This is a genomic window from Pseudodesulfovibrio sediminis, assembly GCF_020886695.1.
Classification (GTDB): Bacteria; Desulfobacterota; Desulfovibrionia; order Desulfovibrionales; family Desulfovibrionaceae; genus Pseudodesulfovibrio; species Pseudodesulfovibrio sediminis.
On record NZ_AP024485.1, the window covers coordinates 759936 to 783609 of the forward strand.

The 23674-nt window shown below is 51.8% G+C and carries 20 protein-coding genes; 10 read left to right on the top strand and 10 right to left on the bottom strand.

Annotated elements, in window-relative coordinates; genetic code table 11:
• Positions 1–4: 4 nt before the first annotated feature.
• The 3 genes from SRBAKS_RS03855 to SRBAKS_RS03865 are packed head-to-tail and all read right to left on the bottom strand — an operon-like array spanning position 5 to position 2972.
• Complete coding sequence (locus SRBAKS_RS03855) at positions 5–988, bottom strand: NAD-dependent epimerase/dehydratase family protein (RefSeq protein ID WP_229593837.1); 984 nt, start codon at positions 986–988, stop codon at positions 5–7.
• Positions 988–1950 carry an NAD-dependent epimerase/dehydratase family protein gene (locus tag SRBAKS_RS03860; protein ID WP_229593839.1) on the bottom strand — a complete coding sequence of 321 codons (963 nt, stop codon included), beginning with the start codon at positions 1948–1950 and terminating at the stop codon, positions 988–990. The genes SRBAKS_RS03855 and SRBAKS_RS03860 overlap by 1 nt, the downstream gene beginning before the upstream one ends.
• Positions 1951–1958: 8 nt before the next feature.
• The gene (locus tag SRBAKS_RS03865) at positions 1959–2972 is read right to left on the bottom strand and encodes a GDP-mannose 4,6-dehydratase (protein WP_229593841.1); all 1014 of its coding nucleotides are present in this window, start codon (positions 2970–2972) and stop codon (positions 1959–1961) included.
• A gap of 350 nt (positions 2973–3322) precedes the next feature.
• Here SRBAKS_RS03865 and SRBAKS_RS03870 point away from each other — a divergent pair, with 350 nt between their 5' ends.
• The 6 genes from SRBAKS_RS03870 (at position 3323) to SRBAKS_RS03895 (ending at position 9234) form a co-directional block, all read left to right on the top strand.
• Positions 3323–4282: an NAD-dependent epimerase/dehydratase family protein gene (locus SRBAKS_RS03870; RefSeq protein WP_229593843.1), complete on the top strand. Its 960-nt coding sequence runs from the start codon at positions 3323–3325 to the stop codon at positions 4280–4282.
• On the top strand, positions 4279–5037 hold the full coding sequence (locus SRBAKS_RS03875; protein ID WP_229593845.1) for a class I SAM-dependent methyltransferase: 759 nt from the start codon (positions 4279–4281) through the stop codon (positions 5035–5037). Before SRBAKS_RS03870 ends, SRBAKS_RS03875 begins: the two co-directional genes overlap by 4 nt.
• Positions 5034–5804 carry a transketolase gene (locus SRBAKS_RS03880; protein ID WP_229593847.1) on the top strand — a complete coding sequence of 257 codons (771 nt, stop codon included), beginning with the start codon at positions 5034–5036 and terminating at the stop codon, positions 5802–5804. Before SRBAKS_RS03875 ends, SRBAKS_RS03880 begins: the two co-directional genes overlap by 4 nt.
• Positions 5797–6663, top strand: coding sequence for a transketolase family protein (locus tag SRBAKS_RS03885; RefSeq protein WP_229593849.1), 867 nt, complete (start codon positions 5797–5799; stop codon positions 6661–6663). The genes SRBAKS_RS03880 and SRBAKS_RS03885 overlap by 8 nt, the downstream gene beginning before the upstream one ends.
• A gap of 207 nt (positions 6664–6870) precedes the next feature.
• A complete protein-coding gene (locus SRBAKS_RS03890) occupies positions 6871–8652 on the top strand; it encodes an ABC transporter ATP-binding protein (RefSeq protein WP_229593851.1) in 1782 nt (593 codons plus the stop codon).
• A 3-nt stretch (positions 8653–8655) separates the two neighbouring features.
• Positions 8656–9234 carry a DUF922 domain-containing protein gene (locus tag SRBAKS_RS03895; protein ID WP_229593853.1) on the top strand — a complete coding sequence of 193 codons (579 nt, stop codon included), beginning with the start codon at positions 8656–8658 and terminating at the stop codon, positions 9232–9234.
• Positions 9235–9290: 56 nt separating this feature from the next.
• Here SRBAKS_RS03895 and SRBAKS_RS03900 read toward each other — a convergent pair whose 3' ends face one another.
• The 7 genes from SRBAKS_RS03900 to SRBAKS_RS03930 form a co-directional block, all read right to left on the bottom strand.
• A complete protein-coding gene (locus tag SRBAKS_RS03900; protein ID WP_229593855.1) occupies positions 9291–11621 on the bottom strand; it encodes an FAD-dependent oxidoreductase in 2331 nt (776 codons plus the stop codon).
• A 30-nt stretch (positions 11622–11651) separates the two neighbouring features.
• Entirely contained in the window at positions 11652–13286 is a 1635-nt protein-coding gene (locus SRBAKS_RS03905) for a glutamate synthase-related protein (RefSeq protein WP_229593857.1), read from the bottom strand.
• Entirely contained in the window at positions 13250–14386 is a 1137-nt protein-coding gene (locus SRBAKS_RS03910; RefSeq protein ID WP_229593859.1) for a class II glutamine amidotransferase domain-containing protein, read from the bottom strand. Before SRBAKS_RS03910 ends, SRBAKS_RS03905 begins: the two co-directional genes overlap by 37 nt.
• Positions 14387–14750: 364 nt before the next feature.
• Positions 14751–15152, bottom strand: a complete 402-nt coding sequence (locus SRBAKS_RS03915) for a type II toxin-antitoxin system HicB family antitoxin (RefSeq protein ID WP_283816519.1) — start codon at positions 15150–15152, stop codon at positions 14751–14753.
• Between the two features lie 16 nt (positions 15153–15168).
• The gene (mltA, locus tag SRBAKS_RS03920; protein WP_229593863.1) at positions 15169–16389 is read right to left on the bottom strand and encodes a murein transglycosylase A; all 1221 of its coding nucleotides are present in this window, start codon (positions 16387–16389) and stop codon (positions 15169–15171) included.
• Between the two features lie 2 nt (positions 16390–16391).
• Positions 16392–17507: an AI-2E family transporter gene (locus SRBAKS_RS03925; RefSeq protein WP_229593865.1), complete on the bottom strand. Its 1116-nt coding sequence runs from the start codon at positions 17505–17507 to the stop codon at positions 16392–16394.
• Positions 17508–17542: 35 nt separating this feature from the next.
• A complete protein-coding gene (locus SRBAKS_RS03930) occupies positions 17543–19102 on the bottom strand; it encodes a hybrid sensor histidine kinase/response regulator (RefSeq protein WP_229593867.1) in 1560 nt (519 codons plus the stop codon).
• Between the two features lie 430 nt (positions 19103–19532).
• Between SRBAKS_RS03930 and SRBAKS_RS03935 the strand changes: the two genes are divergently transcribed.
• The 4 genes from SRBAKS_RS03935 to SRBAKS_RS03950 all read left to right on the top strand — a co-directional run bounded on the left by SRBAKS_RS03935 (position 19533) and on the right by SRBAKS_RS03950 (position 23557).
• Complete coding sequence (locus SRBAKS_RS03935; RefSeq protein ID WP_229593869.1) at positions 19533–20396, top strand: transporter substrate-binding domain-containing protein; 864 nt, start codon at positions 19533–19535, stop codon at positions 20394–20396.
• A 77-nt stretch (positions 20397–20473) separates the two neighbouring features.
• Positions 20474–21484: an amino acid ABC transporter permease gene (locus tag SRBAKS_RS03940; protein ID WP_229593871.1), complete on the top strand. Its 1011-nt coding sequence runs from the start codon at positions 20474–20476 to the stop codon at positions 21482–21484.
• A 3-nt stretch (positions 21485–21487) separates the two neighbouring features.
• Positions 21488–22219 (top strand): amino acid ABC transporter ATP-binding protein, encoded by a 732-nt coding sequence (locus SRBAKS_RS03945; RefSeq protein WP_229593873.1) that lies wholly within the window; start codon positions 21488–21490, stop codon positions 22217–22219.
• A gap of 144 nt (positions 22220–22363) precedes the next feature.
• The gene (locus tag SRBAKS_RS03950) at positions 22364–23557 is read left to right on the top strand and encodes a TIGR04372 family glycosyltransferase (protein ID WP_229593875.1); all 1194 of its coding nucleotides are present in this window, start codon (positions 22364–22366) and stop codon (positions 23555–23557) included.
• The last annotated feature ends 117 nt before the right edge of the window (positions 23558–23674 follow it).

Consider the following 23674-nt stretch of genomic DNA (forward strand, 5'->3'; position numbering starts at 1 on the left):
CCTATTAACGCTCCTCGTAAGCATTGTGTACGCCACAGGTGTTGACGCCCTGTGTCTTGAACCATTCCACGGTCTCTTTCACGCCATCTTCCAAAGAGGTCTTGGCAAAGATACCATAAGATTCCGCACGGGTAGTATCCATACAACGAAGCATATCCCCAGCGGGCTTATCGACATCCCATTTCAGTTCAAGGTCCGGGTTGACGCACTCCACAACGATCTCGACAAGATCCTTGATAGAACGAGCATTACCACTACCGAGATTGATAGGCTCTGCGGGATTCTTTTCAGCAACCTGAATCATCCCATCAGCTACATCACGGGCCAGAATAAAATCACGCTTGGGGGAACCGTCGCCCCAGACCATAAGCTCTCCGTCGGACTCTGTAGCCCGGCGAATGAGGGAGGGGACAACCATGGCATGCTCGCCATAAAAACAATCCCAGGGGCCATATACGTTGGTCGGACGGACAACGGTTAATTTTTCCCAGTCGTATTCCTTGCGATATCCTTCCATCTGCAACTCACCCATGCGCTTTGCCCAACCGCCGTACCAGTCATTGGGAGAGGGAAACCCTTCCCACACATCGTCCTCCTTGAGGACCTGGGCCGGAGGATACACACCAACGGAGCTTGTGAAAAGCATGCCTTCCACATCGCATTTACGGGCAGCTTCCATAAGGTTGATCTGAAGCAGCATATTGGTCACGAAATGACTGGCTGGCTTGTTCTTGGCAGTGGCCGGTGAAGCCTTGACACCAAGCAGGTTGAAGACCTGATCCATGCCCTTGCAGGCCTTGATGCAGTTGTCCTCACTAGTCATATCCACCTTCATGAATTCAGCCCCCTCGGGGCAACGGGACGAGTCATCCATGGAAGCAACACGAACTTCAGCACCCTGCTCCTGAAGCAATTGCACCAGGGGAATACCGATCATCCCAGTACCACCAGCGACCAAAACTTTCTTATTTTTAAAATATGTAGACATTATTTATCTCCCTGATTCTTATACCAATTAACGGTATCCGCCAGTCCTTCTTCAAGACTGATGGTAGGTTTGAAGCCAAGTTCCTCAAAGGCCTTAGTCGTATCGGCCATGCGGAAAGGCAAAGCAGTAGGTTTGGTTTCATCATATTCAACGGTAGCGTCTTCACGACCAGCAGCCTTAAGAATACCTTCGACGACCTCGCCGACTGTGGTTTCCTTGCCATAGGCAATATTCACTGGATCAGCACCCGGCAACTTCTCCATAGCGAGAAGACAACCACGTACAAAGTCCTTCACATGAAGAAAGTCGCGGACAACATCGGACTTACCCCAGACCACGTAAGGTTCTTCACCGGCAACAGCTCGGTTGATCAGCGCCGGAATGACGTGACAAGTCTTAGGGTTGAAATTATCACGAGGGCCATAAATGGCAACAGGGCGAATGATGGTCACATCCGTATCTGAATCACGCTGCATAAACTCACCAGCACGCTCCATGTAACGACGCATCCAGCCGTAGCCCAAATAGCCAGGATAGACATCTCCGGTCCAGAACTCTTCTTCCTTAACAGGATGATCCAACGCGGGATACCCGGTACTGCTTCCGAAAATCAGCACACGGCCGACTTTCTGCGCCCAGGCAGCATGCAAAGTCTTCAAGAACAGGGACATTCCCTTACTGATACCATGCATTAATTTCTCAGGTCCCATACCTGCAGCGCCGACAGGTCCGGCACAATGCAGTAAATAGTCTGCCCCTTCGCACACACGCATAGCATCTTCTTCATTCTCCAGATCGCAGGGAATGGTTTCAACTCTATCAGGTGCGATGCTCATAGGGCGTTCATGAACCGGAACAACGACTTTTGCGCCCAGCTCCAAAAGAGCCTCTACGAAATAGCCCCCAACAAATCCTGTGCCGCCAGTGACGACGACACGTTTATCTTTATAAAAATCTGACATTATTTCTCCTATCGAGTTAGGAAATTATTATTACGAACCTGCTTGCGCCAAAAGTCTAGAAGGTCCTGCATTGTCTGCTCAAAAGAAATAGTCGGTTCCCAACCTGTATGCTCACGGAACTTGGTAGTATCGGGCACCTGCAGATCGGCATCCAGGGCACGCAAGCGCGCCTGCTCGGTCTCAACCGTAATGGAGTCGCCACAGCTGGAAATGGAGACCAGATGCTTGAGCATGTCCCCTACGGAACAGGAAAAGGTCCCGCCGATATTGTAGTACTCACCAGGGACAGGATTCTTGGTCACCAACAGGAAATAGGCACGCACGGCGTCACGGACATCGGACCATGTGCGCAAGGAATCGAGATTGCCGGTTTTGACCACGGGCGGAATCATCTCGGCTTCGATCATGGCGATCTGCTTGGCAAAAGTGGACTCGGCAAACACATCGCCCCGTCGAGGCCCGGTGTGCGTAAACATGCGCGTAGTCATGACGGTCATATTATGGGCTTCGGCAAAATACCGGCCTACAAGGTCGGTACCGGCCTTGGAAATGGCATATGGCGAAGCCGGATGAAATTTACATTCCTCATTAATGGGTAAAAACTCTTTGGGAACACGCCCAAACACCTCGGAAGAAGCGCAGACATGGATGACCGGTTCGCACTCCTTGCACATCCGAACGGCTTCCAACAGGCGATGTGTGCCGAGAATATTGGTATCATACGTTTGAATGGGCGAATCAAAACTGGTTTTTGGATAGCTCTGAGCCGCCAGATGAAAGACATAATCGGGACGGACTTCATCAATCACATGGATAAGCGAGATGGCGTCGCACAAATCACCGTCATGGAAAAACACGCGATCCTTTCTATTCACACGATCCAAAAGATGGTTGACGTTATCCAGCGGACTACGCCAACGACACATTCCGTGAACGTCCCAATCCGTGTTTTCGAGCAGATAATCGGTCAAATGTGAACCGACCATGCCGGTAATACCAGTGATAAGTGCTTTCTTTGTCATACTTTATGCTGAGTCTTTTCGCCCTTGGAGGGAGTACGTTACTGATTGAAATACCCGTACGATATGGGCTGATTTTGCTGGAACTTAATACCGAGTAGAGATATTAATGTCAATGTATTTTATATAGCATAATATTCTTTAAAATCAATAGGTTAAGCATGAAACGACGCCCCTGAAACGGCTTCGATTAATTCACTATTTTATATACGAGTAAATGAATTGCACTCCTGATAAGCGGATGATAAAGGAATTCAGGCTTGTCAGCGGGTGGATATCCGCCCTCTGATATAATCGAACCATCGGATCGACAACAATGATTCGCCCTTTTTTTCTCAGGAGTCTTAGCTCATATGAAACTGCTCGTTGCAGGCGCAACAGGTGTCGCCGGTTCCGCATTCATGTCTCTCGTCCACGAGGCCATGCCAGACACTGTTGTCAGGGGAACATACCTGACAAATCCCCCCGAGGCTACCGGTCCGAACACGGAATACGTCAAGGCCGATCTCACCGATCGCGAAGGCTGTCTGATGGCGGCCCGGGGATGCGATGCCGCAGTCCTGCTGGCAGCGGTAACCGGTGGCGCCAAATCAACCATGGACGCGCCTTACAGACAGACCACCAACAACCTTGTGATGGATGCTCTCCTGCTGCAGGCTCTCTACGAACAAGGCGTGAAAAAGGTCATCTACGTGTCCACGGCCACCATCTATCAGGAATTCGATGGAGCCATCCATGAAGATGACCTTGATTTGAACCTCGACCCTCATGGCACCTATTTCGGCGTCGGATGGGCCAAGCGGTCTGCGGAAAAGCTCTGCCAGTTCTGGCGGGACGTCATGGGCATGGACATCAAGGTACTCCGCGCGGCCAATATTTACGGCCCACGCGCCGCCTTTGATCCGGATCGATCCAATTTCATCCCGGCCCTCATCCGAAAGGCCGTCGACAAGATGGACCCTTTCGAGGTATGGGGGTCCCCGCATGTGACGCGCGACGTCATCTACGCATCCGATTTTGCACGGGGCGTCCTGGCAGTCCTGAACGCGAAAACGGACGAACAGACTTTCAACATTGCCAGCGGTGAAACTGTCACCGTGGGCGAGGTTGTTGATTTTGCATTGAAAGCGGCCGGTCACAAACCGGGCGAAGTCAAATATATCGGCGATGCCCCGCAGACCATCCAGCACAGACGGCTTGATATCTCCAGAATTCAAGCAGAAACAGGATGGAAACCGTGCGTAACACCGGAGGAAGGCATCAGAAAAACCTCCGAGTGGTGGAACGCAAACAAGAAAACGTGGAAAAAATGAAAACAGAAAAACACGACGCTATCGTCCTTTCCAGCGACTCGGAAAAAGGTGCCCAGGGCCAGTTCACCGATCTGCTCAAGAACACACCTCTGCCTGATGATGAGCTGCTCGCCAACCTCGGCATCTACATGACATCCAAAAACATGTCCCGCATGCTGTTCTTTTACGAATTGTACAAGAGGCTGGTGGACACCCACGGTGTGATCATGGAATTCGGCGTACGTTGGGGCCAGACCATGTCCATGCTTTCCGCCCTGCGCGGTATTTTCGAGCCCTTCAACCGCCACCGCCGCATCATCGGTTTCGACACCTTTGACGGCTTTGTGGGTATGGATGAAAAAGATGGCGCCAACTGCAAATGCGTTGACGGCTCCTTTGGCGTTGCCGATTCCTACGAAACGTATCTGGATAAGGTACTGCACCTTCAGGAAGAGCTGAACCCCATCAATCACCTCAAGAAGTATGAACTCGTCAAGGGCGATGCCCGTGAGACCATTCCCGCATACTTCGACGAGCACCCCGAAGCACTGGTCTCCATGGCTATCTTCGATTTCGATATCTACAGCCCCACCAAGGCCGCACTGGAAGCAGTCATCCCCAGACTGTTCAAAGGCAGCATTCTTGTCTTTGACGAACTCTGCGACGACATCTTCCCGGGCGAGACCGTGGCTCTGATGGAAACCCTGGGCGTCAATGGCCTGCGTATCAAACGCATGCCCATGACCGCCAGAATCTCATATGCGGTGGTAGAATGAGTATCTACACAGACATCAGGAAAGACATCCTGAACATTGCTTTTGATAGCGGACACGGTCACATCCCCACATGTTTTTCCATCGTGGAGCTGATTCAGACCGTTTATGAAACCATGAAGAATGATCCCACCAATCCCGAGTGGGATGAACGGGACATATTCATATTGAGCAAGGGCCACGCCGCCCTGGTCCATTATGTGGTCCTGGCCCGTCGTGGCTACTTCGAGATGGAACCCGTGTGCGGCTTTGGCGGCTGCGAATCCACCTTCGGTTGCCACGGCGACCGCAACAAGACCCCCGGCGTCGAAGTGTCCACAGGTTCCCTGGGACACGGCATCGGCGTTGCTGTTGGCATAGCCATGGCCTTCAAGATTCAGAAGAGTGATCGCAAAGTCTACGTAATCGTGGGTGACGGCGAGTCCAACGAGGGCTCCGTATGGGAAGCACTCATGGTCGCCGCCGACCAGAACCTGACCAATCTGACAGTTATATATGATAACAACAATTCCCACGCCCGCGGATTGCAGATCACGAATCCAGGTGAAAAATTGTCTGCATTCGGCATGAATGTCATCGAGATCGACGGCCATGATACGGCTGCCATCAAGAATGCGCTCCTGGCCGACACGGACAAGCCCAAGGCCATCCTGGCAAACACCATCAAGGGAAAAGGGATCTCGGAAATGAGCGATAATCACTACCCGTGGCACCGCCGTTCCCCGAGTAAGGAAGAACTGGATCGCTTCATGGAGGAACTCGATGCGTAGTCAATTCAGAGACACCATCATGGACCTGGCCACAACGGACTCGTCCATCGCACTACTGTTCGGCGACGTGAGCGTCTACCTGTTCAGGGAATTCCAGGAACTCTACCCGGACCGTTTCTACAATGTCGGTATTTGTGAGAATACCATCATCAGCATGGCTGCCGGCATGGCATCCCAAGGCTTGACGCCTTTCGCGCATACCATCGCCCCATTCATAACAGAGCGGTGCCTTGAGCAGATCAAACTTGATCTGGCCTACAACAAATTCCCGGCCAATATCGTCACATGCGGAGCCAGCTTCGACTATGCCTGGGACGGCGCCACGCACCACTGCCTGACAGACCTCGCCATTCTGCGTCTGCTGCCCGGCATGGAAGTGGTCCAGCCCGGCTCACGGGCAGAACTCGATATTCTGCTCAGAGAGAGCTACAACAGCGGCAACCCCACATACTACCGTCTGTCAGATCGTCCCCACGAGGTGGAGACCGACGTGGCGTTCGGCAAGGGGTGTGTTGTCCGCGACTCCGGCGCAAAGACAACCGTTGTCACTGCTGGCCCCATCCTCGGAAACGTGGTCGAGGCCTGCAAGAACCTGTCGGTCAATATCCTCTACTTCCCGACCATCAAGCCCTTTGATTATGAATTGCTTGATAAATACAAAGACACCGAAATCATCGTTGTTCATGATGCATATGGACTGCACGAAGCGGTGAATGTCATGCCCGGTCTCAACACACGTTACCATGGTCTCAAAGATGCTTTCTGCGCCTGTTATGGCACCTTGGAAGATATCCGCGAGACTCTCGACCTCGGCGTGGAATCCATGCGTGCAGTCATTGCCAAGACTGTAAACAACTAAATAATTATATATTAAAAGGGCTTCAGGTATTTACCTGGAGCCCTTTTCTTGCAAACGAAGCGTTATCGCCTGAGAACAAGATGTCGGGTAATCGGTACGATCGCAGAACTATTTGTCTGCAACAACCTTTACTATACCGCCTCAACATCTTATTTGATGGACTTAAACCAATTGAATCAGCCCCACGGCTCTTTCCGAGGAGTTACTTTGGCTCGCCAAGTTACACTGCATAAATTCAGCAACTGGTATCTGTTAAAACGGAGCATCGGGTATTTTTCCAATTATAAGACACGAGTTGTACTGGCTATTCTAGCCATGCTCTCGTATGCCCCGATTCCGCCGGCTCTGGCATGGTTGAGCAAGTATATCATGGACGACGTCCTCATTGCCAAGGACACCTGGATGCTCAAACTGTGCATTGCAGGATTTGCCACACTCATAATGCTCAAATGCCTGCTGCTGCTGTCGCAAGTTTATGTACTCAATGCCACAGGCATACTTGTCCTGAGAGATCTACGTCATGACCTCTTCAAAAAGATCATCAGGCTGCCCATGCCGTATTTTGCCGACAGTGAAGTCGGCATGCTCATGAGTCGTATCATTTCCGATGTCATGGCCGTTCGCGTCTGCCTCCCAAGTTCAATCATGTTTGTCCGGCAGGTGTTCACCTTGTTCCTTTTGATCGGATCGGCGATCTATCTTGATCCCTATCTGGCTTTTTGGAGCCTGCTTGTCATGCCCGCAGCCATTTATCCTTTTGTCTACTTCGGACAAAAAATCAGGAAATATGGCCGAAAGATGCAGGCCGAAATTTCCGGAATCAACGTTGTATTGGAAGAAGATTTCTCCGGCATCAAAGTCATCAAGGCCTTTGCCAACGAAGTATTGGAAGACTTGCGCTTCAACAAGGAAAACAACAGCTACACACGTCTCCTCATACGAAGGACACTGTATAGTGAAGGTTCTTCACGGGTTATGGATGTCATTGCCGCCGTCGCTGGCGGAACAGTCATGTGGGTCGGCGGTAACCGCGTCATTGACGGAAGCATGTCTCCCGGCGATCTCACGGCTTTCTTCCTGTGTCTGCTCCAACTGTATGATCCGATTAAAAAACTCAACGCCGCCAACCAGCAGATTCAAAGCGGGCTGGCCGGAGCAGAGCGAGTCTTTGACATTCTCGACTCTCCCAACATCAATGTTGAAGAAGAAGGGACGACCGAGTTTGATGGTAAACTGAACGAACTGACATTCAATGATATTCACTTTACCTACCCCAACTGCACAGCCCCGGCCTTGGACGGCGTCTCTCTTTCCATCAAAACGGGCCAGCGAGTAGCTATTGTCGGCCCCAGTGGGTCCGGTAAAACAACATTGGTCAACCTCATTCCCCGGTTCTATGACATTGACGGTGGTTCCATCCAAATCAATGGGACTGACCTGAAGGACTACACCCTGGACAGCCTCCGTTTGAACCTCGGAATCGTCTCGCAGGACACCTTCCTCTTCAATGTCTCCATCGCCGACAACATTGCCTATTCACATGATGAGTACGACATGAATGCGGTCATGCGTGCTGCCGAAGCAGCCTATGCCCACAAGTTTATAGTCGATATGCCAGAAGGCTACGACACCGTCGTGGGAGAAGGCGGGGTCAAGATCTCGGGTGGCCAGAAGCAACGCCTGACCATTGCTCGCGCCATCATGAAGAACCCTACCCTGCTGATTCTGGACGAGGCCACCAGCGCGCTTGACACCGAGTCCGAACGGGTGGTGCAGAAGGCGCTCGACAATCTCATGGTAGGCCGTACCTCCATTGTCATCGCCCACCGTCTCTCGACAATCCTGTCGGCCGACCTTATCGTGGTCATGGAAAAAGGGAAAATAATTGCCAAGGGCAAGCACGAAGAGCTACTTGATTCATGTCCTTCCTACGAACGGTTGTACCAAATGCAGTTCGACAATCTCTGCGCGCCAGAAATACATGGATAACGAATGAAGCGAATCCTTGTCACCCTTCTGACTATTCTTCTCACAGCCACATCGGCCTTTGCGGATGTGGTTATTACTGTGAGCAAGGAATACTATGAAGTCGACGGCACGGATATCCATACTATTGTTTCCAATCTCAAGGAAAAATCCCCCCTCAAAGGGACGGGACGGACCTATACGGCAGAAACACGGACCAAAATTGAATACAAGTATCGGATAGAAAGAAAAGACAACATATGCAGGGTCCAAAGAATGACCATCTATCTGCATCTGACCTATTTTTATCCCAAGCTGAAACACAGCGTGGATTATAAAACACGAAACTGGTGGAAAACCATGTTCGGCAAATTGGAGAACCATGAACTGATTCATGGCGATATCTCCACGCGAAATGTGCATGAAATCGATGAGGCATTACGCGGGCTCAAGGCCAGGGATTGCAACGAACTCAAAGCCAAGGTGAAGGCCATATCCCAGCAGCATGTTGATAGGATGCGAAGACAACAGGTTGCCTACGACAAACTGACAGATCATGGCCTCAGGCAGGAATTGTACACAGGCCCACAACCAAGATATCAATAATAAAAAGGGCGGTGAGAATATTCTCACCGCCCTTTTTATTACATTTTTACAAGTCCTTATTCCATGGGTGCGGGATTTTTCATATCCCAGATACCACATGGACAGGAGTTTGCGCAGAACCCGCAGGCTATGCATTTGTCAGGATCAACGACACGTTCATAGCCACCATCAGGCAGCTCGTTGCGGCTGATAGCCGACTGAGGACAGACAGTGTCGCAGATGTAGCAGTCCCGGCACGAACCGCAGCTCGAACACTCGGCACCGCACTGATTCATGTCGCTGAACTCGATGACGCGAGGGTCAAAGTACTCCAGAGTCATGCGGGTATAGTCGATCATGTCACAGGTATCGGTCTGAGGACGACGATTATTGAAGAGGTCATCAATAACCTCAGCAGCACGACGACCATGACCAATGGCGTGCGTCAACAAACCGGGACGAACGATGTCACCGATGGCAAACACTCTGGAATCCGTGGTCTGATAGTCATCGTTGACGACAACGTGACCGCGATCCAGCGCAATAGTATCAGGCAGGAAATCAATATCAGGTTGATCGCCGATGGACATGATGACCGTATCAGCTTCCAGCAGTTCACCACTTTGCAGCATGACGCCATCCTCGGTGACTTCCTTGGTAAAGCAAGGCCACTTGAACCGGGCACCAACGGCCTCGGCCTCCTTGCGCTCCTTACCAAAGGATGCAGGCTCCTGAATATCAATGAGGGTGATATCCTCGGCACCAACTGAGGCGGCAACAGTTGCCACGTCACAACCGACGTTACCGGCACCGATGATGACGACCTTTTTGCCGGACTTCAGTTCACCCTTTTTGGCTCCCTTCAGGAACGTCAGCGCCGGAATGATACGTTCGTGACCAGGCACCGGGATCATGCGCGGCTTTTGCGCACCGATAGCCAGGACAACGTAATCGTATTCATCCCTGAGTTCCTCGAACTCCTTGGTTTTCAGCTCCTGTTGCAAATGAACATGGGGCAGAACCTTGGCAGCACGATCAATCTCGGCCTTGACGACTTCCTTGGGAACACGGGTGTTGGGGATAGCGGAAGCGATCTTGCCGCCCAGCGTTTCGGCCATGTCGTAAACGACGGCCTCGTGCCCTTTCATGCGAATCTGCCATGCGATAGAGATACCGCCAGGGCCACCGCCGATAACAGCTACACGCTTGCCCGAAAGCTCCGGCAATTCCGGAGCAGCGGACTTGTACCCTTCACGGCCAAGCTTGGTGATATCAACTGCGGCCATGCCCTGCTGAGTGCTGCGGGTACAGCCTTCCATGCACAGGTTGGGACAGAGGTAACCGCAGACCGTGGCCGGGAACGGCGTATACGCCAAGGCCAGATCAACAGCTTCGTCCACCAAACCGTCACGGACCAACTGCCAGCGTTTCTGCACCGGGATACCCGTGGGACAGCTGGACTGACAGGGAGCCATGTATTTCCTGTTTTCCCACACAGGCACTTTACGACGCAGATCGCCGTGTACCACCAGGGGAATGGGGGAACGGTCAAGATCGGTCAAATCACCGATCATACCGCCACGTCCCAACTCCGCATCCCAGACATTCGCCCGGAAATCAGTAATGGAACGGCGGACCTTGCCCTTCTTTTCAAAGGGGGTCTTGGCCCGAATGAGCTGCCACTCCTCACGCTTCGTAAGACGTTTGAGAAGGCGAACTCGTTTGATTTTCTTAAGATAACTTTCAAGATTCTCGGTCAGCCATGCCCAGGTTTCATCATCGATCGGCTCCAACGTGGAGTCGGCCTGGGAAAAACCGTCGATAGGACCGCGCACAAAGATGCGTCCGCCAACCATACCCACACAGGGGCGGTAGCCAAGAACGTTCTTCGGGTTCTGGGCTTCGTGTCCACAGACCACGGCAGTACCACCCGCCATGAACTCGGCGAAATAGTCACCCACCGATCCGAGCACCCAAAGTTCAGGCGGATCAAAACGGGGGTTGGTCTTGGTCATGGTCATACAGCGGGAACCTGTGTTGCCCGCGACAAAGACCTTGCCCTGCGCCATGGCGTTACAGGCACCGTTGGAGGCGTTGCCATGAACGATGATCTCTGCGCCGGCATTCAACCAGCCGACATCGTCAGAGATGCTGCCCATAACTTCAATTGTCGTTCCGGGAAATCCCTTGGAACCGATACGCTGTCCCGGCGATCCGGTGATGGTGACATGGATGGGTTCCTCTTTGGAAATCCACAATCTGCCACCGATACCATGCTGCCCCATGGCGTCCACTTCTATTTTGCGAACACCTTCCCGAACAGCACGTTGAATCCGCTCTTCGAGGATACGCGATTCAATGCGCACACCGTCGTCGTGACCGTCTATGCGTTGTACTCTCTTTGCCATTATATACTCCGTATACCTAAGCTTCGTTTGTTAAATCACGTACTTGATGTCGAGGCGATCGGCAGCGTCCTTGTCGCTGATACCGAGACCGTCAGACATACCAATGGGGAGAGACGTGGAACGTCCCAGCGGTGCGAACACCTTCCTCAATTCCGTGTCGAAGCTCAGGTAGAAGTCCACCACACGCTCGGCAACCTTTTCCGGGTCGAGACGGCGATACACTCTGGGGTCCTGAGAAGTAATGCCCTTGGGGCAGACGCCAATATTGCAGACGTTGCAACGATCCTTTTCACTGCCCAGACAACCGGCACCGGCCTGCATGACATACTTGCCTATCTGCACCATGCTCGCTCCGAGCATCATAAGCGCAGCGGCGTTGGCAGCCAGGTTGCCGTTCTTGCCGATACCACCGCCTGCAACAAGCGGAATCTCATTCTGCGCACCAGCAACACAGAGAGCCTTGTAACAATCGCGTAGATTGGAGGCTATGGGATGACCCATGTGATTCATGGACACATTATATGCAGCACCAGTACCACCGTCCTCACCGTCAATGGCAAGACCGGCTGCATAGGGATTGCGAACCAGATTGTTGAGCACCGCCAGAGATGTTGAAGATGCAGAGATCTTCGGATAGACCGGCACACGGAATCCCCAGGCCATGGACATGGACTGGATCATCTTGGCCACGGATTCTTCAATGGAATACTGTGTCTGGTGTGTAGGAGGACTAGGCAGGCTCACGCCTTTTGGTACACCGCGAATGGCCGCAATAAGCTTATTGACCTTGTACCACATGAGCAGACCGCCATCGCCGGGCTTGGCGCCCTGACCGTATTTAATCTCGATGGCGCAGGGATCTTCCTTCATTTCAGGAATGGCGTGGATGATTTCATCCCAACCGAAATAACCCGAAGCAATCTGCAAAATGACATATTTAAGGAAACGGGAACGCAACAGACGCGGAGGACAACCGCCCTCACCCGTACAGATACGCACCGGCATATTCATCTCTTCATTGAGATATGCAACCCCCATCTGGAGTCCTTCCCACATATTCGGAGAAAGTGCGCCAAAGGACATACCGCCGATAACCAGAGGATAAATCTCCCGAACCGGCGGTTTCCAGCCGTTCTCCTGAAAACATTTGATTTCATTTTCCGGAGAAAGCACACGACCGAGCAGGGTCCGCATCTCAAACTCGTGACGACCGGCATCCAGTGCAGGGTCGGTGAGCATGGAAATACGAATAAACTTGAGCTGATCCAACAAGGATTCGCTGCTGTTCCGTCGACCACCGCGAGTGCGGGACTGGCCACCACGGTTGTTCTGGAACTGCAACGTCGTGGAATCGGACTGACGCTGCGGTTCGATGGCATTGTTCGGACACACCATGTTGCACATGGAGCAGCCGATACAGGCATACGCAGGGTCTGTACGCTGAGTGATACCGTAATACGTGGAAAACTCGTTGACCGGTTTCGCACTGAGTCCCATGGACGTCTTGATTTCGCGCTTGCGGAAGACGCCGAGTTCAATGGCATTTACCGGACATACCGAAGTACATCGCCCACACTTGGTGCAGGCATTTATATCCCACTTGATCTGCCAGGGCAGATCCTTGCGGCTTAACGTTGAAGGGCTAATGGGTCTTTCTGAGAGCATTGGAGAACCTCCCGGCAGTCCGGTCCGACGATCGCCGTATCGAGATGCATAGGTTGAAAATCTTTACTTCTGTCACGATCCGGAATGGCAGCGTTGAGTCCGCAGATCTCCGAAGAGAATGCGTACATGCCGATTTCCGGGTTGCCACCGACCACACCGGGCCGTAACTTCTTGCGATCCTGAGCCATGAACATGGAACCGTCTTCAAGACAGCCAATGATACAGTTGGGACCGTCAATAATGAGCTTGCGGCAGGAACGTTTCAGATTCAGCAGCATCTCTCTATCCTGATGATCAGCCATCTCATCATCATTCATTGGAGTGATGATGTGCTTGTAGGCAGAAATGTCGAGGCCGAGCTTCTTCGTAGTATAATGGGCAATATGCGTGAAAACTTCGGAGTCGGATTGATACCCTTCGTATCCGGTGACGCCGCGAGACTGCAAATATTCCTTAATGGGAATAAACGCCGTGTTTTCACCATTGGTCATGGTGCCGACACCTTCAATAAAGAAGGGATGACAGGCGTACAGGTTGATGGCGTAGTTGGTGTTCTGCCTGCCCTGGGCCAAAATATGACGGGCATACAACTCTTCACGGCCAAGTTGCAGGTATTCACCAATAGCGAGAGGATCGCCGACTTCCTTGATCATGATGGTATCAGGCCAGAAGGAAAAAACCATTATCTGCCCGGATTCTTCGCCTTCTTTACGCAGGTCAAGGCGCATCTGAACGAGCCGTTGGTCAACCACAGCCTTGGGCAGATCATCCCACTCTTTTGGAATCTTGTAGGCAATGGATGCATACGTCCCGCGAACAGGCGTACCAACCGGCGGTTCGACCTCCGGCTTGAACATGGCAGAATAAATGGAACGGAAACCCTTGTCCGCCATATACTCGAAAACTCGTGCAAGTCCCGGTTCGGTAAAGATACCGGACAAAATGGGATAATCCTTGAATTCTTCCCAGGGGCCACCAAGACCACTCAGGTACAATCCCACGCCAGAGCCGTCGTGTCCCTCTTTCATCACATTGAGGGCATCGATGGCGAGCATGGGCGACACTGGGTCACGGCTTGTCAGTGCAAATAAACGACACATGGTCTCTCGTCACTCCACTGTTAATGTTATGCTCGGGGAAATATCGATTTTGAAAAAACAGGTGCCGGAAAAGCGATTCAACTCGAAATCTCCTCCCGGGTTCAGAGTCATTTGACACTTTTGCAACCAAAATCGTTAAATTTACGCCTGAAAAACGAAACTAACTTACCCTTGGCCCGGAAAGGGACACTAAACCAAAAGCAAAAAGCACGCAAGTCGCGATTTAATCAAATTTTTAACAAGAATGTGAAGGTAATTTTAAAAAAGCGGGTGCAAAATGGAAGAGAACCGGAAGTAAATGACTAATTAAGCCAAATCTGAGTTTACATTTACGGCACTCATATTCCACAAAAAGGTAGATTGATCAATTTTGGAAGATGTCGGTCCGGATGGCATCGCGGGCGGCGGCGGCCAGAAAATCGGCTGGAGAAGCCCCTTGATCACGGCAATATTTCTCTATTCGTTCAAGGAGATGAGCGTGCATGACAACCTCGAACTCCTCGAAGTCTGTTCCATCACCTTTCAATTTGATATTAATGGCTTTTTTGCCTTGATTCTCCGGCATCGCCAGCAGGCTTTTCTTGACTTTCGGAGTCGGCAATTCCTGCCCTTCTGCCACCATTTCCTCGACGAACATCGCCAACGCTTCGTGCGCCATATCTACAGCCTCATCCAGATCGACACCAAAGGTGACACACGCCGGAAAATCCGGAAATTCGACCATATATCCGTGCTTTTCCTGAACGAACAAAGCAACGTACTGCATATTTACTCCTTACCAACTACTTCAACTGAGACACGGTCGTCTCAAGTGCTTTTTTACTCACGAGCATGAAAACTTCGGAATCTTCCTGAAGATGACCGGCCAAAGTCTCCGCCTGGACGCCTGTTCCGCAAAACAAATCCATCCGCGTTCCCTGTATGGCTCCCCCCGTGTCCTGTGCCAGAACAAGAGACAGGAACGGGTCTGTTTCACCCGTTTCATAATTCATGAGAGCCGTCTTGAGCACTGACACACTGCCAAGCGGAATCATGCTCCTGTCCACGGCAACACTGACGCGGGGAATGAGAATTGAACCGATGGAACCATACGGACCGTCATCGGCCAACTTGAAGAAGACATAACTGGGGTTTTCGAAAAGCAGTTCCCGCGCAATATCCGGATTCGCCTCAAGGAAGGTGCGAATCCGCTGCATGGACATCTCTTCTTTAGGTATATAGCCCCGCTCGATGAGCAACTTGCCCAAGGAGACATAGCGATGGCCGTTCTTGCCGGCATATAATATATGTTTATAAGTGCCGTCCTGCAGGTCCAACCGGCCTGACCCCTGAATCTGCAAAAAGAACACATCTACCGGATCCTTTGCCCAGGCGATTTCCTTGCCCTTTCCTTCCAGCACTCTGCTGCCGTCAATAGCCCGTCGGTCATAATACGGTTCAATACCGTCCTTCCCTTCCTTATACACCAGGGTCTGCCCTTTCCAGCGAGGATGAAAGGCGCCAAGGTTTACCTGCTTCAAATCGTCGGGTTTTTCGTACAACGGATACTTGAACCCTTCATCAGGCGAGAGGGACGCTTCCAGCCACGGCTCATAGTATCCGGTCAACAATGTCCCGGGCGACACCTTGAGCCATTGGAAACGTTCGGCGACAAGCCGGGGATTTGCCTGCAACTCGCCCAGCATGCCGAGCAATTCTTCAACGGACTGCGTCACCTGTCCCCAGGTCAAGGCAAGACCGGGCTTACTGACACAGACAGCATCCTGAGGTCGGGTACGGAGATACCGGAGATTCTTCTCCAATCCCGGCGCCAGATCAGTCCATGACCCCAATCCCTGCAAACGCGTGGAAAGCGACCTGGCCAATGATTCGGCATCACCTTCATCCAGCGCGACAAAACCGGGCTTGTCATCAACGGGAAGCGGCTTGACCGGTTCCGGTCCACACCCTTGGAGAGAAAAAAAGACAATACACAGCAACAAAAAACAGAAATAACGAACCATTATTAACAAGCCTCATCAATATCATCAAAATCTTCAAGGTCTGCCGCATACTCTTCAATATAAATTTGCAGCATGACCATGACAAAACTCAGAATGAGCGGTCCATAAAAAACGCCCAACATGCCAAAGGTGTAAATGCCACCCAGAATTGCCAGGAAAATATAGAAGGTGGAAACGCGTGACGCCTCGCGCATGAAAATCGGGCGAAGCAACGTATCAATGCCGACCACGAAGAGGCCGCACCAGAGAGCCAGGAAAATAGCCATCTTCCAATCGCCGATCAAAACAAGGTAAATCACCGACGGCACCCAGACCAACCCAGTACCCACAACAGGCACCAGCGACGCCAGAGCCATCATGGCGCCCCAGAAAAAAGCGGGGATACCGACCACGGCCAACCCAATGCCACCGGCAAATCCCTGAAGAACGGCCACCAGCAGGCACCCCATGAGCACACCTCGGGCAACACGCTTGAGGGAATCAATGATGTAATCTTCCTGTCGGGCCCGCAAAGGCGAAAGGTGCTTAAGGTACGCGACCATTTTCGCACCATCGCGTAAAAAATAGAAAACAATGAAAACCATGAGCAGAAAGTGGAGAATCAGCTTTGCGCCGTTACGGACGACTTCAGAACCAAATGTCAGCATGGCCTGGGCAAACGTCTTGGAATACTGGACAATATTATTCTGAATATCGACCTCGTCAATGCGCAGGAACGGCAACTGTTCATGAAGAATGGCGATATATTTGTCCATCTGGTCTACGCTAATATACCCCTTGTACACGCCCTGCGTAACCCAGGCATTCACCGACACAAGAGACTCTACGCCCTGGCCTATGAGGGCCATGATCAGGAACGTCATGGGTATGAGCAGTGCAAAGACAATAATTCCCACTGTCATGAGGGAAGCCCATGTCCGCCGCCCTTTGCATACCTTCAGCGCCCATGTGAATACGGGCGTGAAAAGAACGGCCAACACAGTGGAAATAATCAGTGTGTGGATAAACGGCTCAACGATGGAAAAGCCCAGATACAGGGAAAAGAACAACAGCAGAATGAGAAACACCTTGTAGATTCCACCGTTTAGAATGGGTGTCGTTTCCTTGTTCTCGCTCATACGGTCAAATGCTCCCGGTGGTCTGTGAATGTGTACTAATCCTTCTGCAATGTTGATTGTATTATAGCGGCGATGGTGTCTATGTCCACCGGTTTTGACACATAGTCATCCATACCCACATGTATACAGCGTTGCTCATCACCCCACATGGCCCGGGCAGTCAGAGCCACGATAGGCACATCTGGATCAAGACATCCCGTTTCCGGTTTACGAATAAGGCGAGTCGCTTCAATACCGTTCATCTGCGGCATCTCCACATCCATGAGCACGATATCAAACCGCTTTTGTTTCAATGCATCCACGGCCTGCACACCATCTTCGGCCAGCACGACTTCGCATCCCATTTTTTCCAGCAATCGAACAATATACCGTTGATTGACAAGATCATCTTCCGCCACCAGCACATGCGCCCCCTTGAGCGGCGACTCGTTGCCCAGCACCTCAGATGATGGGGCCTGATCTTCGTACCGGCTGCGCTCAAAGGGCGCCGTAACGGAAAAGGTGCTTCCCTTGCCGACCTCGCTCGAACACTGAATGGCCCCGCCGAGAACGGTAATCAAGCGGCTGACTATAGCCAACCCGAGGCCCAGACCGCCAGTTGTATGGAGAAGAGGATCCTCGGCAAGGTTGAATGATTCGAAAATCTCGTCCAATTTCTCCTGCGGGATACCGATGCCGCTATCCTTGACAATGATCTGCACCATGACTTCATTTTCGCCAACCGAACCATTGCCGTCGACGGGCGAGATATCCACCATGACCTGCCCCGAAGGCGTGAACTTCACGGCATTGTTAATCAGATTGCCCAACAACTGCCGTAGCTTGGCCGAATCGCCACGAAGCCAGCCGGGAATCTCCGGCGCAATGGAATATTCCAGGGACAATCCCTTGGCCTTCGAAGCGCGGGAGAATTGCGACAACAGGCCGGAAACCATATCCTCCAGACGAAAATCCGTTTTTCTAAGATCAAGCGAACTGGATTCGAGCTTGGAATAGTCGATGATCTGATTGAGCACTGTCAAAAGCGCCATGGACGATTCCTTGATGAGTTGAACGTTCTCCCGATAGGGATCGCCCAGATCGGACATGAGCAAAAGCTCCGTCATGCCGAGCACACCGTTCATGGGGGTCCTGAGTTCATGGCTCACCGTGGCCAGGAAGGAAGTCTTGGCCCGACTGGCCGCTTCTGCCGCCCGCTTGGCTTTTTTCAACTCCCGTTCCATCTGATGCTTGTAAAGGCCGACCCCAATGGCTGATTTCAACTCATTGTGATCTACCGGCTTGACCAGATAGCCGAATGGACCGGAGACCTTGGCCCAGTGCAGACTTTCGTCGTCGATGGCGACAGTCACAAAAATGATGGGAATATCGAACCGACGAGAAATCTCGTTGGCAGCCTCGACACCATCCATGTCACCTTCGAGTTGAATGTCCATCAAAACAATATCCGGGCTCAATGAGTCCGCAAGCTCTATGGCCCCCTGCCCTGTGGTGGCATACCCGGCCACAGAGTACCCCACCCTCTCCAGGGCAAGTTGAATATCCAACCGGGCCACGCCATCATCTTCAACCAACAATATCCGCTCAATCGGCATAAAGCCTCTCTCAATCCTTTTCAGATTCAACCCAAGTGCAGCAAATCCACTTCCATGAGTATCACAACTCTCACACAACGCAATACTACATAATAGTATAAATCTACTCGTTTGAGGCTCTTTGAATCCACTAATTGTGGAAAACCTCCTTCCCCACCATAACCTCAGTAAACATTTGTTTGAAACGAGAAATTCACGAGCAAATGCCAAGAAATGAAAAAATCATGGACTTGCTCACAAGTTAATCAGAATCATTGGAAAACTTTCTTGAATTTTTAGGACAATAACGCTACTAAAGAATGTCGCTCTGTGAACGTCTTATTCACAGGACACAGATGTATAAGGACCCACCCCCAAAGACCGCCATTTACCCGGATGGCAGACATGGGAGCAGGACATACCAACAAACCAAGTTTCACTGGAGGAAAGGATGAAACGTCTTATCGCTCTCGCGGCTGTTCTCAGCACCCTGATTTTTCTTTTTGCATGCAGCCAGCAGCCCACGAATAAGGCTGAAGCTCCCAAGGAAGACATCAATGTCCGTCTTGAGCTGCAGAAAATGTCTACGCTTGAAAAAATTGTTCAGAGAGGGACTCTGCGCGTAGGTCTCGAAGCCGGCTACATGCCCTTCGAGATGACTGACAAGAAAGGCAACGTCGTTGGCTTCGACATCGACATGGTCACCGAAATGGCCAAAGCCATGGGCGTGAAGCTCGAAATCGTCAACACTGCCTGGGATGGCATCATTCCCGGCCTGCTGTCCGACAAATATGACCTCATCGCCTCCGGCATGACCGTCAATCAGGAGCGCAACCTGAAGGTCAACTTCGCCATTCCGTACATCGTTGTTGGTCAGACTGCACTGATCTCCAAAGAGTACGCTGACGAAATCACCTCCTGGAAGCAGCTCAACGATGCAAAATACGTCATTACTTCCAAGCTGGGCACCACTGGTGAACAGGCCGCCAAGCGCCTCTTCCCCAAAGCGCAGTACAAGTCCTTCGAGATGGAAGACCAGGCCATGCTGGAAACGCTGAACGGCAAGGCTGCAGCCACCGTTTACGACCTGCCCATGACCTCCATCTTCTATGCTCAGCGTGGCAAGGATGCCGGCATGAAACTGCTGAAAGATCCTTTCACCTACGAGCCTCTGGGTTGGGCCATCAACAAGGGTGACCCTGACTTCCTGAACTGGTTGAACAACTTCCTCACCCAGATCAAGAACGACGGCCGCTATGACCGCATCTACGACAAATGGTTCGGCTCCGACGCTTGGTACGCCGAAATCCAGTAAATTACGCATCTACTAACCGGGGGCCGCACTTAGCGGCCCCCGGTCTTTTCTCGCACTTCAATTCACAGAGCATTTGAATGACTGATACGGCTAAAGTTGCAATCCCCAAGGGATTCAACAAAGACTTGTTTTATAAAGTTCTTTTTGTTGTTCTGCTGGTTGGCACCTGCTTCAGTTTCTATTGGGCCACCACACAGACCAACTATATTTGGCGCTGGAACAGAATCCCTAAATATTTCTACTATGTTGAAACCGTTGAGGTCAAAGCTGAAGTAGAAGGCAAAGTGACTTCCATCACCCAGAAAGGTGCTGACTCTGTCGTTATTGTCAAAGGCGACGGGGAATCGGAATATTACACCATGCCCACTGCCGGCATCATAGTTTCAGAGGGTTCCGCCATATATATGGGAGATACGCTCGGCACCTACCAAGAAAAACAAATAGGTATGCTGCTCGAAGGTATTCTGATCACCATTGAAGTCAGTTTGATAGCCATTATACTGGGTATCTTGCTGGGATTATTCACTGGGCTTGCCAGAATATCGACCAACCCGTGCCTCAAGTGGACGGCCATCACCTATATTGAACTGATTCGAGGCACCCCGCTCCTCGTCCAGATCATGATCTGGTACTTCGTACTGGGCACGATCATCAACAGCATGCTGAACAAGATGGGGTTATTCCAGATACCCGAGCTCTGGTTCGGCATCGCCTCCCTGGCCATCTTTGCCGGTGCCTATGTGGCTGAAATCGTCCGCGCCGGCATCCAGTCCATCCACAAAGGGCAGATGGAGGCAGCAAGGTCACTTGGCATGACCAAAATCACGGCCATGTCCAAGATCATCCTGCCTCAGGCCTTCAAACGCATCCTGCCCCCATTGGCCGGACAGTTTATCAGCCTGATCAAGGACTCGTCCCTGCTCGGCGTCATTGCCATCCGCGAGTTGACCAAAGCAACACGTGAAGCAGTCACCACCAGCCTGATGCCATACGAACTCTGGTTCATGTGCGCACTTCTCTACCTGGTGCTGACATTCACTCTGTCCATGTTCGTCCAGTATCTCGAAAAACGGACAGCGGAGGCGTAAGACATGATCGACGTAAAAAACGTATACAAAACCTTCTATGTTCCCCACGAGATCCAGGCCCTGCACGATGTGTCCTATCACATCAACCCGGGCGACGTGGTGGTCGTTATCGGCCCGTCCGGTTCCGGCAAATCCACGTTCCTCAGGTGTCTCAACAGGTTGGAGCACGCGGACGCCGGTCATATCATGATCGACGGCGTGGATCTCCTCGACAAGAAGACCAATATCAACAAAGTCCGTATGGAAGTGGGTATGGTCTTTCAGTCCTTCAACCTCTTCCCGCACCTCACCGTGCTGGAAAACGTCACAGTGGGCCAGACCTCGGTCCGCAAACGTGGCAAAAAGGAATCCGTGGAGACCGCCATGACCCTGCTGAACAAGGTCGGCATCCACGCCAAGGCGGACAACTACCCTGCCCAGCTCTCGGGCGGACAGATGCAGCGTGTGGCCATTGCCCGCGCCCTGGCCATGAACCCCAAGGTCATGCTCTTTGACGAGCCGACCTCAGCGCTTGACCCGGAAATGGTCGGTGAGGTTCTCGACGTCATGAAAACGCTGGCCAAGGAAGGCATGACCATGGTGGTCGTCACCCACGAAATGGGCTTTGCCCGCGAAGTGGCCGACCATGTCGTCTTCATGGATGAAGGCAAGATTGTTGAAATAGGTACTCCCGAGCACTTCTTCACCAACCCGGAACACGAACGCACCAAGCTGTTCCTGAGCCAGATTCTGTAAGCTGCTCCCAAAAGTAAGAAAAAAGAGAAAAGGGTTGCGTTGCGAACGCAACCCTTTTCTCTTGCTCTGATTGCAAAGCACACTGAAAGAGCATACTGCAATACTCAACCAAAACACATAAACCGATCAAGATGTAGGAACACAATGTCCCAACCTCACTATCGCATTAATCTCAGATGGGTCAGACTCTTCACCTGGCCACTGCTTCTGCCCTTTGCCCTGCTTCTGGCTCTCTTCAATCTCCTTTCGCCGGTCCCCTTCAAGATATATACATTACGGGTCGATCGCATAGGTCATATGGGTGGCAACACTGAGCTTTTTTGCAGCTTGCGTGATCTTGGAGAGCTTCCCAAAGAATTTCGGTTTTTTGTTCACAGGGACAGGCCCTGCAACCCGGCGCTGCTTGAAATGTGGGGCCGCACCCTTCCGATCAAACAGATATTCCTCCCGCTCTTCGACATCTGCCATAAGCTTGGCGGACTCGGCGTTATCAGCCGTGACATTGAAAAAATGGGAACGCTTGATCTCAGAAATCTCATGAGCAAGACGAAGCAACACCTGCACTTCTCGGATACGGAACTAGCAGAAGCGCAACAACAGGCCGCAGCTCTCGGTTTGCAGAAAGATCGTCCATTCATACCGGTTCTTGGACGCGACTATCAATACCTGCTGGAACACAACCCCCACGAAGACAACACGCACTACGAATTTCGCAACACGGACATCAATACGTATATCCCGGCGCTTGAACATCTGGCTGAACGCTTTACAGTTGTCAGAGCCGGAAACATCGCCCAAACCCGGGTGGACAGCCAGAACAGACACATCATTGACTACCCCTTCACAGGCAAAGTCACCCCTCTCATGGACATATACCTGGCAGGCCAGTGTCACTTCTACATCACCTGCGGCACTGGTCCAGACACCCTTGCAGCCCAGTGTTTCAGAAGACCGACGCTGTGGGTCAACCTGATCCCCCCTTCCATGCTGACCAACTGGGGCAAGCACAATCTTTCCATCATCAAGCACTATTGGTCTGTTCCCGAAAACCGCTACCTCACCTTGTCCGAAATACTGGGCAATGACGTTCTGGCTATGTACAACGCGCATGAGATGATGGATCTCGGGGTCAAGGTCATCGACAATTCCCCTCAGGAAATCATGGATGCCGTGAAAGAGATGGAACAGCGGTTGGATGGCACTTGGCAGACGATAGACGAAGACGAAGCCCGGCAGACTCGATTCTGGGAGATATTCAAAGCCAAATACCCCGATCGCGACTATGTCGCCCATGTGGGCACACAATTTCTCCGAGACAATCCGCACTGGCTCGAATAACCGAAACGCCAGTGACACGTCGACGCAAAAGGCACGCATCGTTGACCGACATCGCGACGGCCGCTTGCTAAAACATATAAAAAAGACCCTGTCGGCCTCAGCCGACAGGGTCTTTTA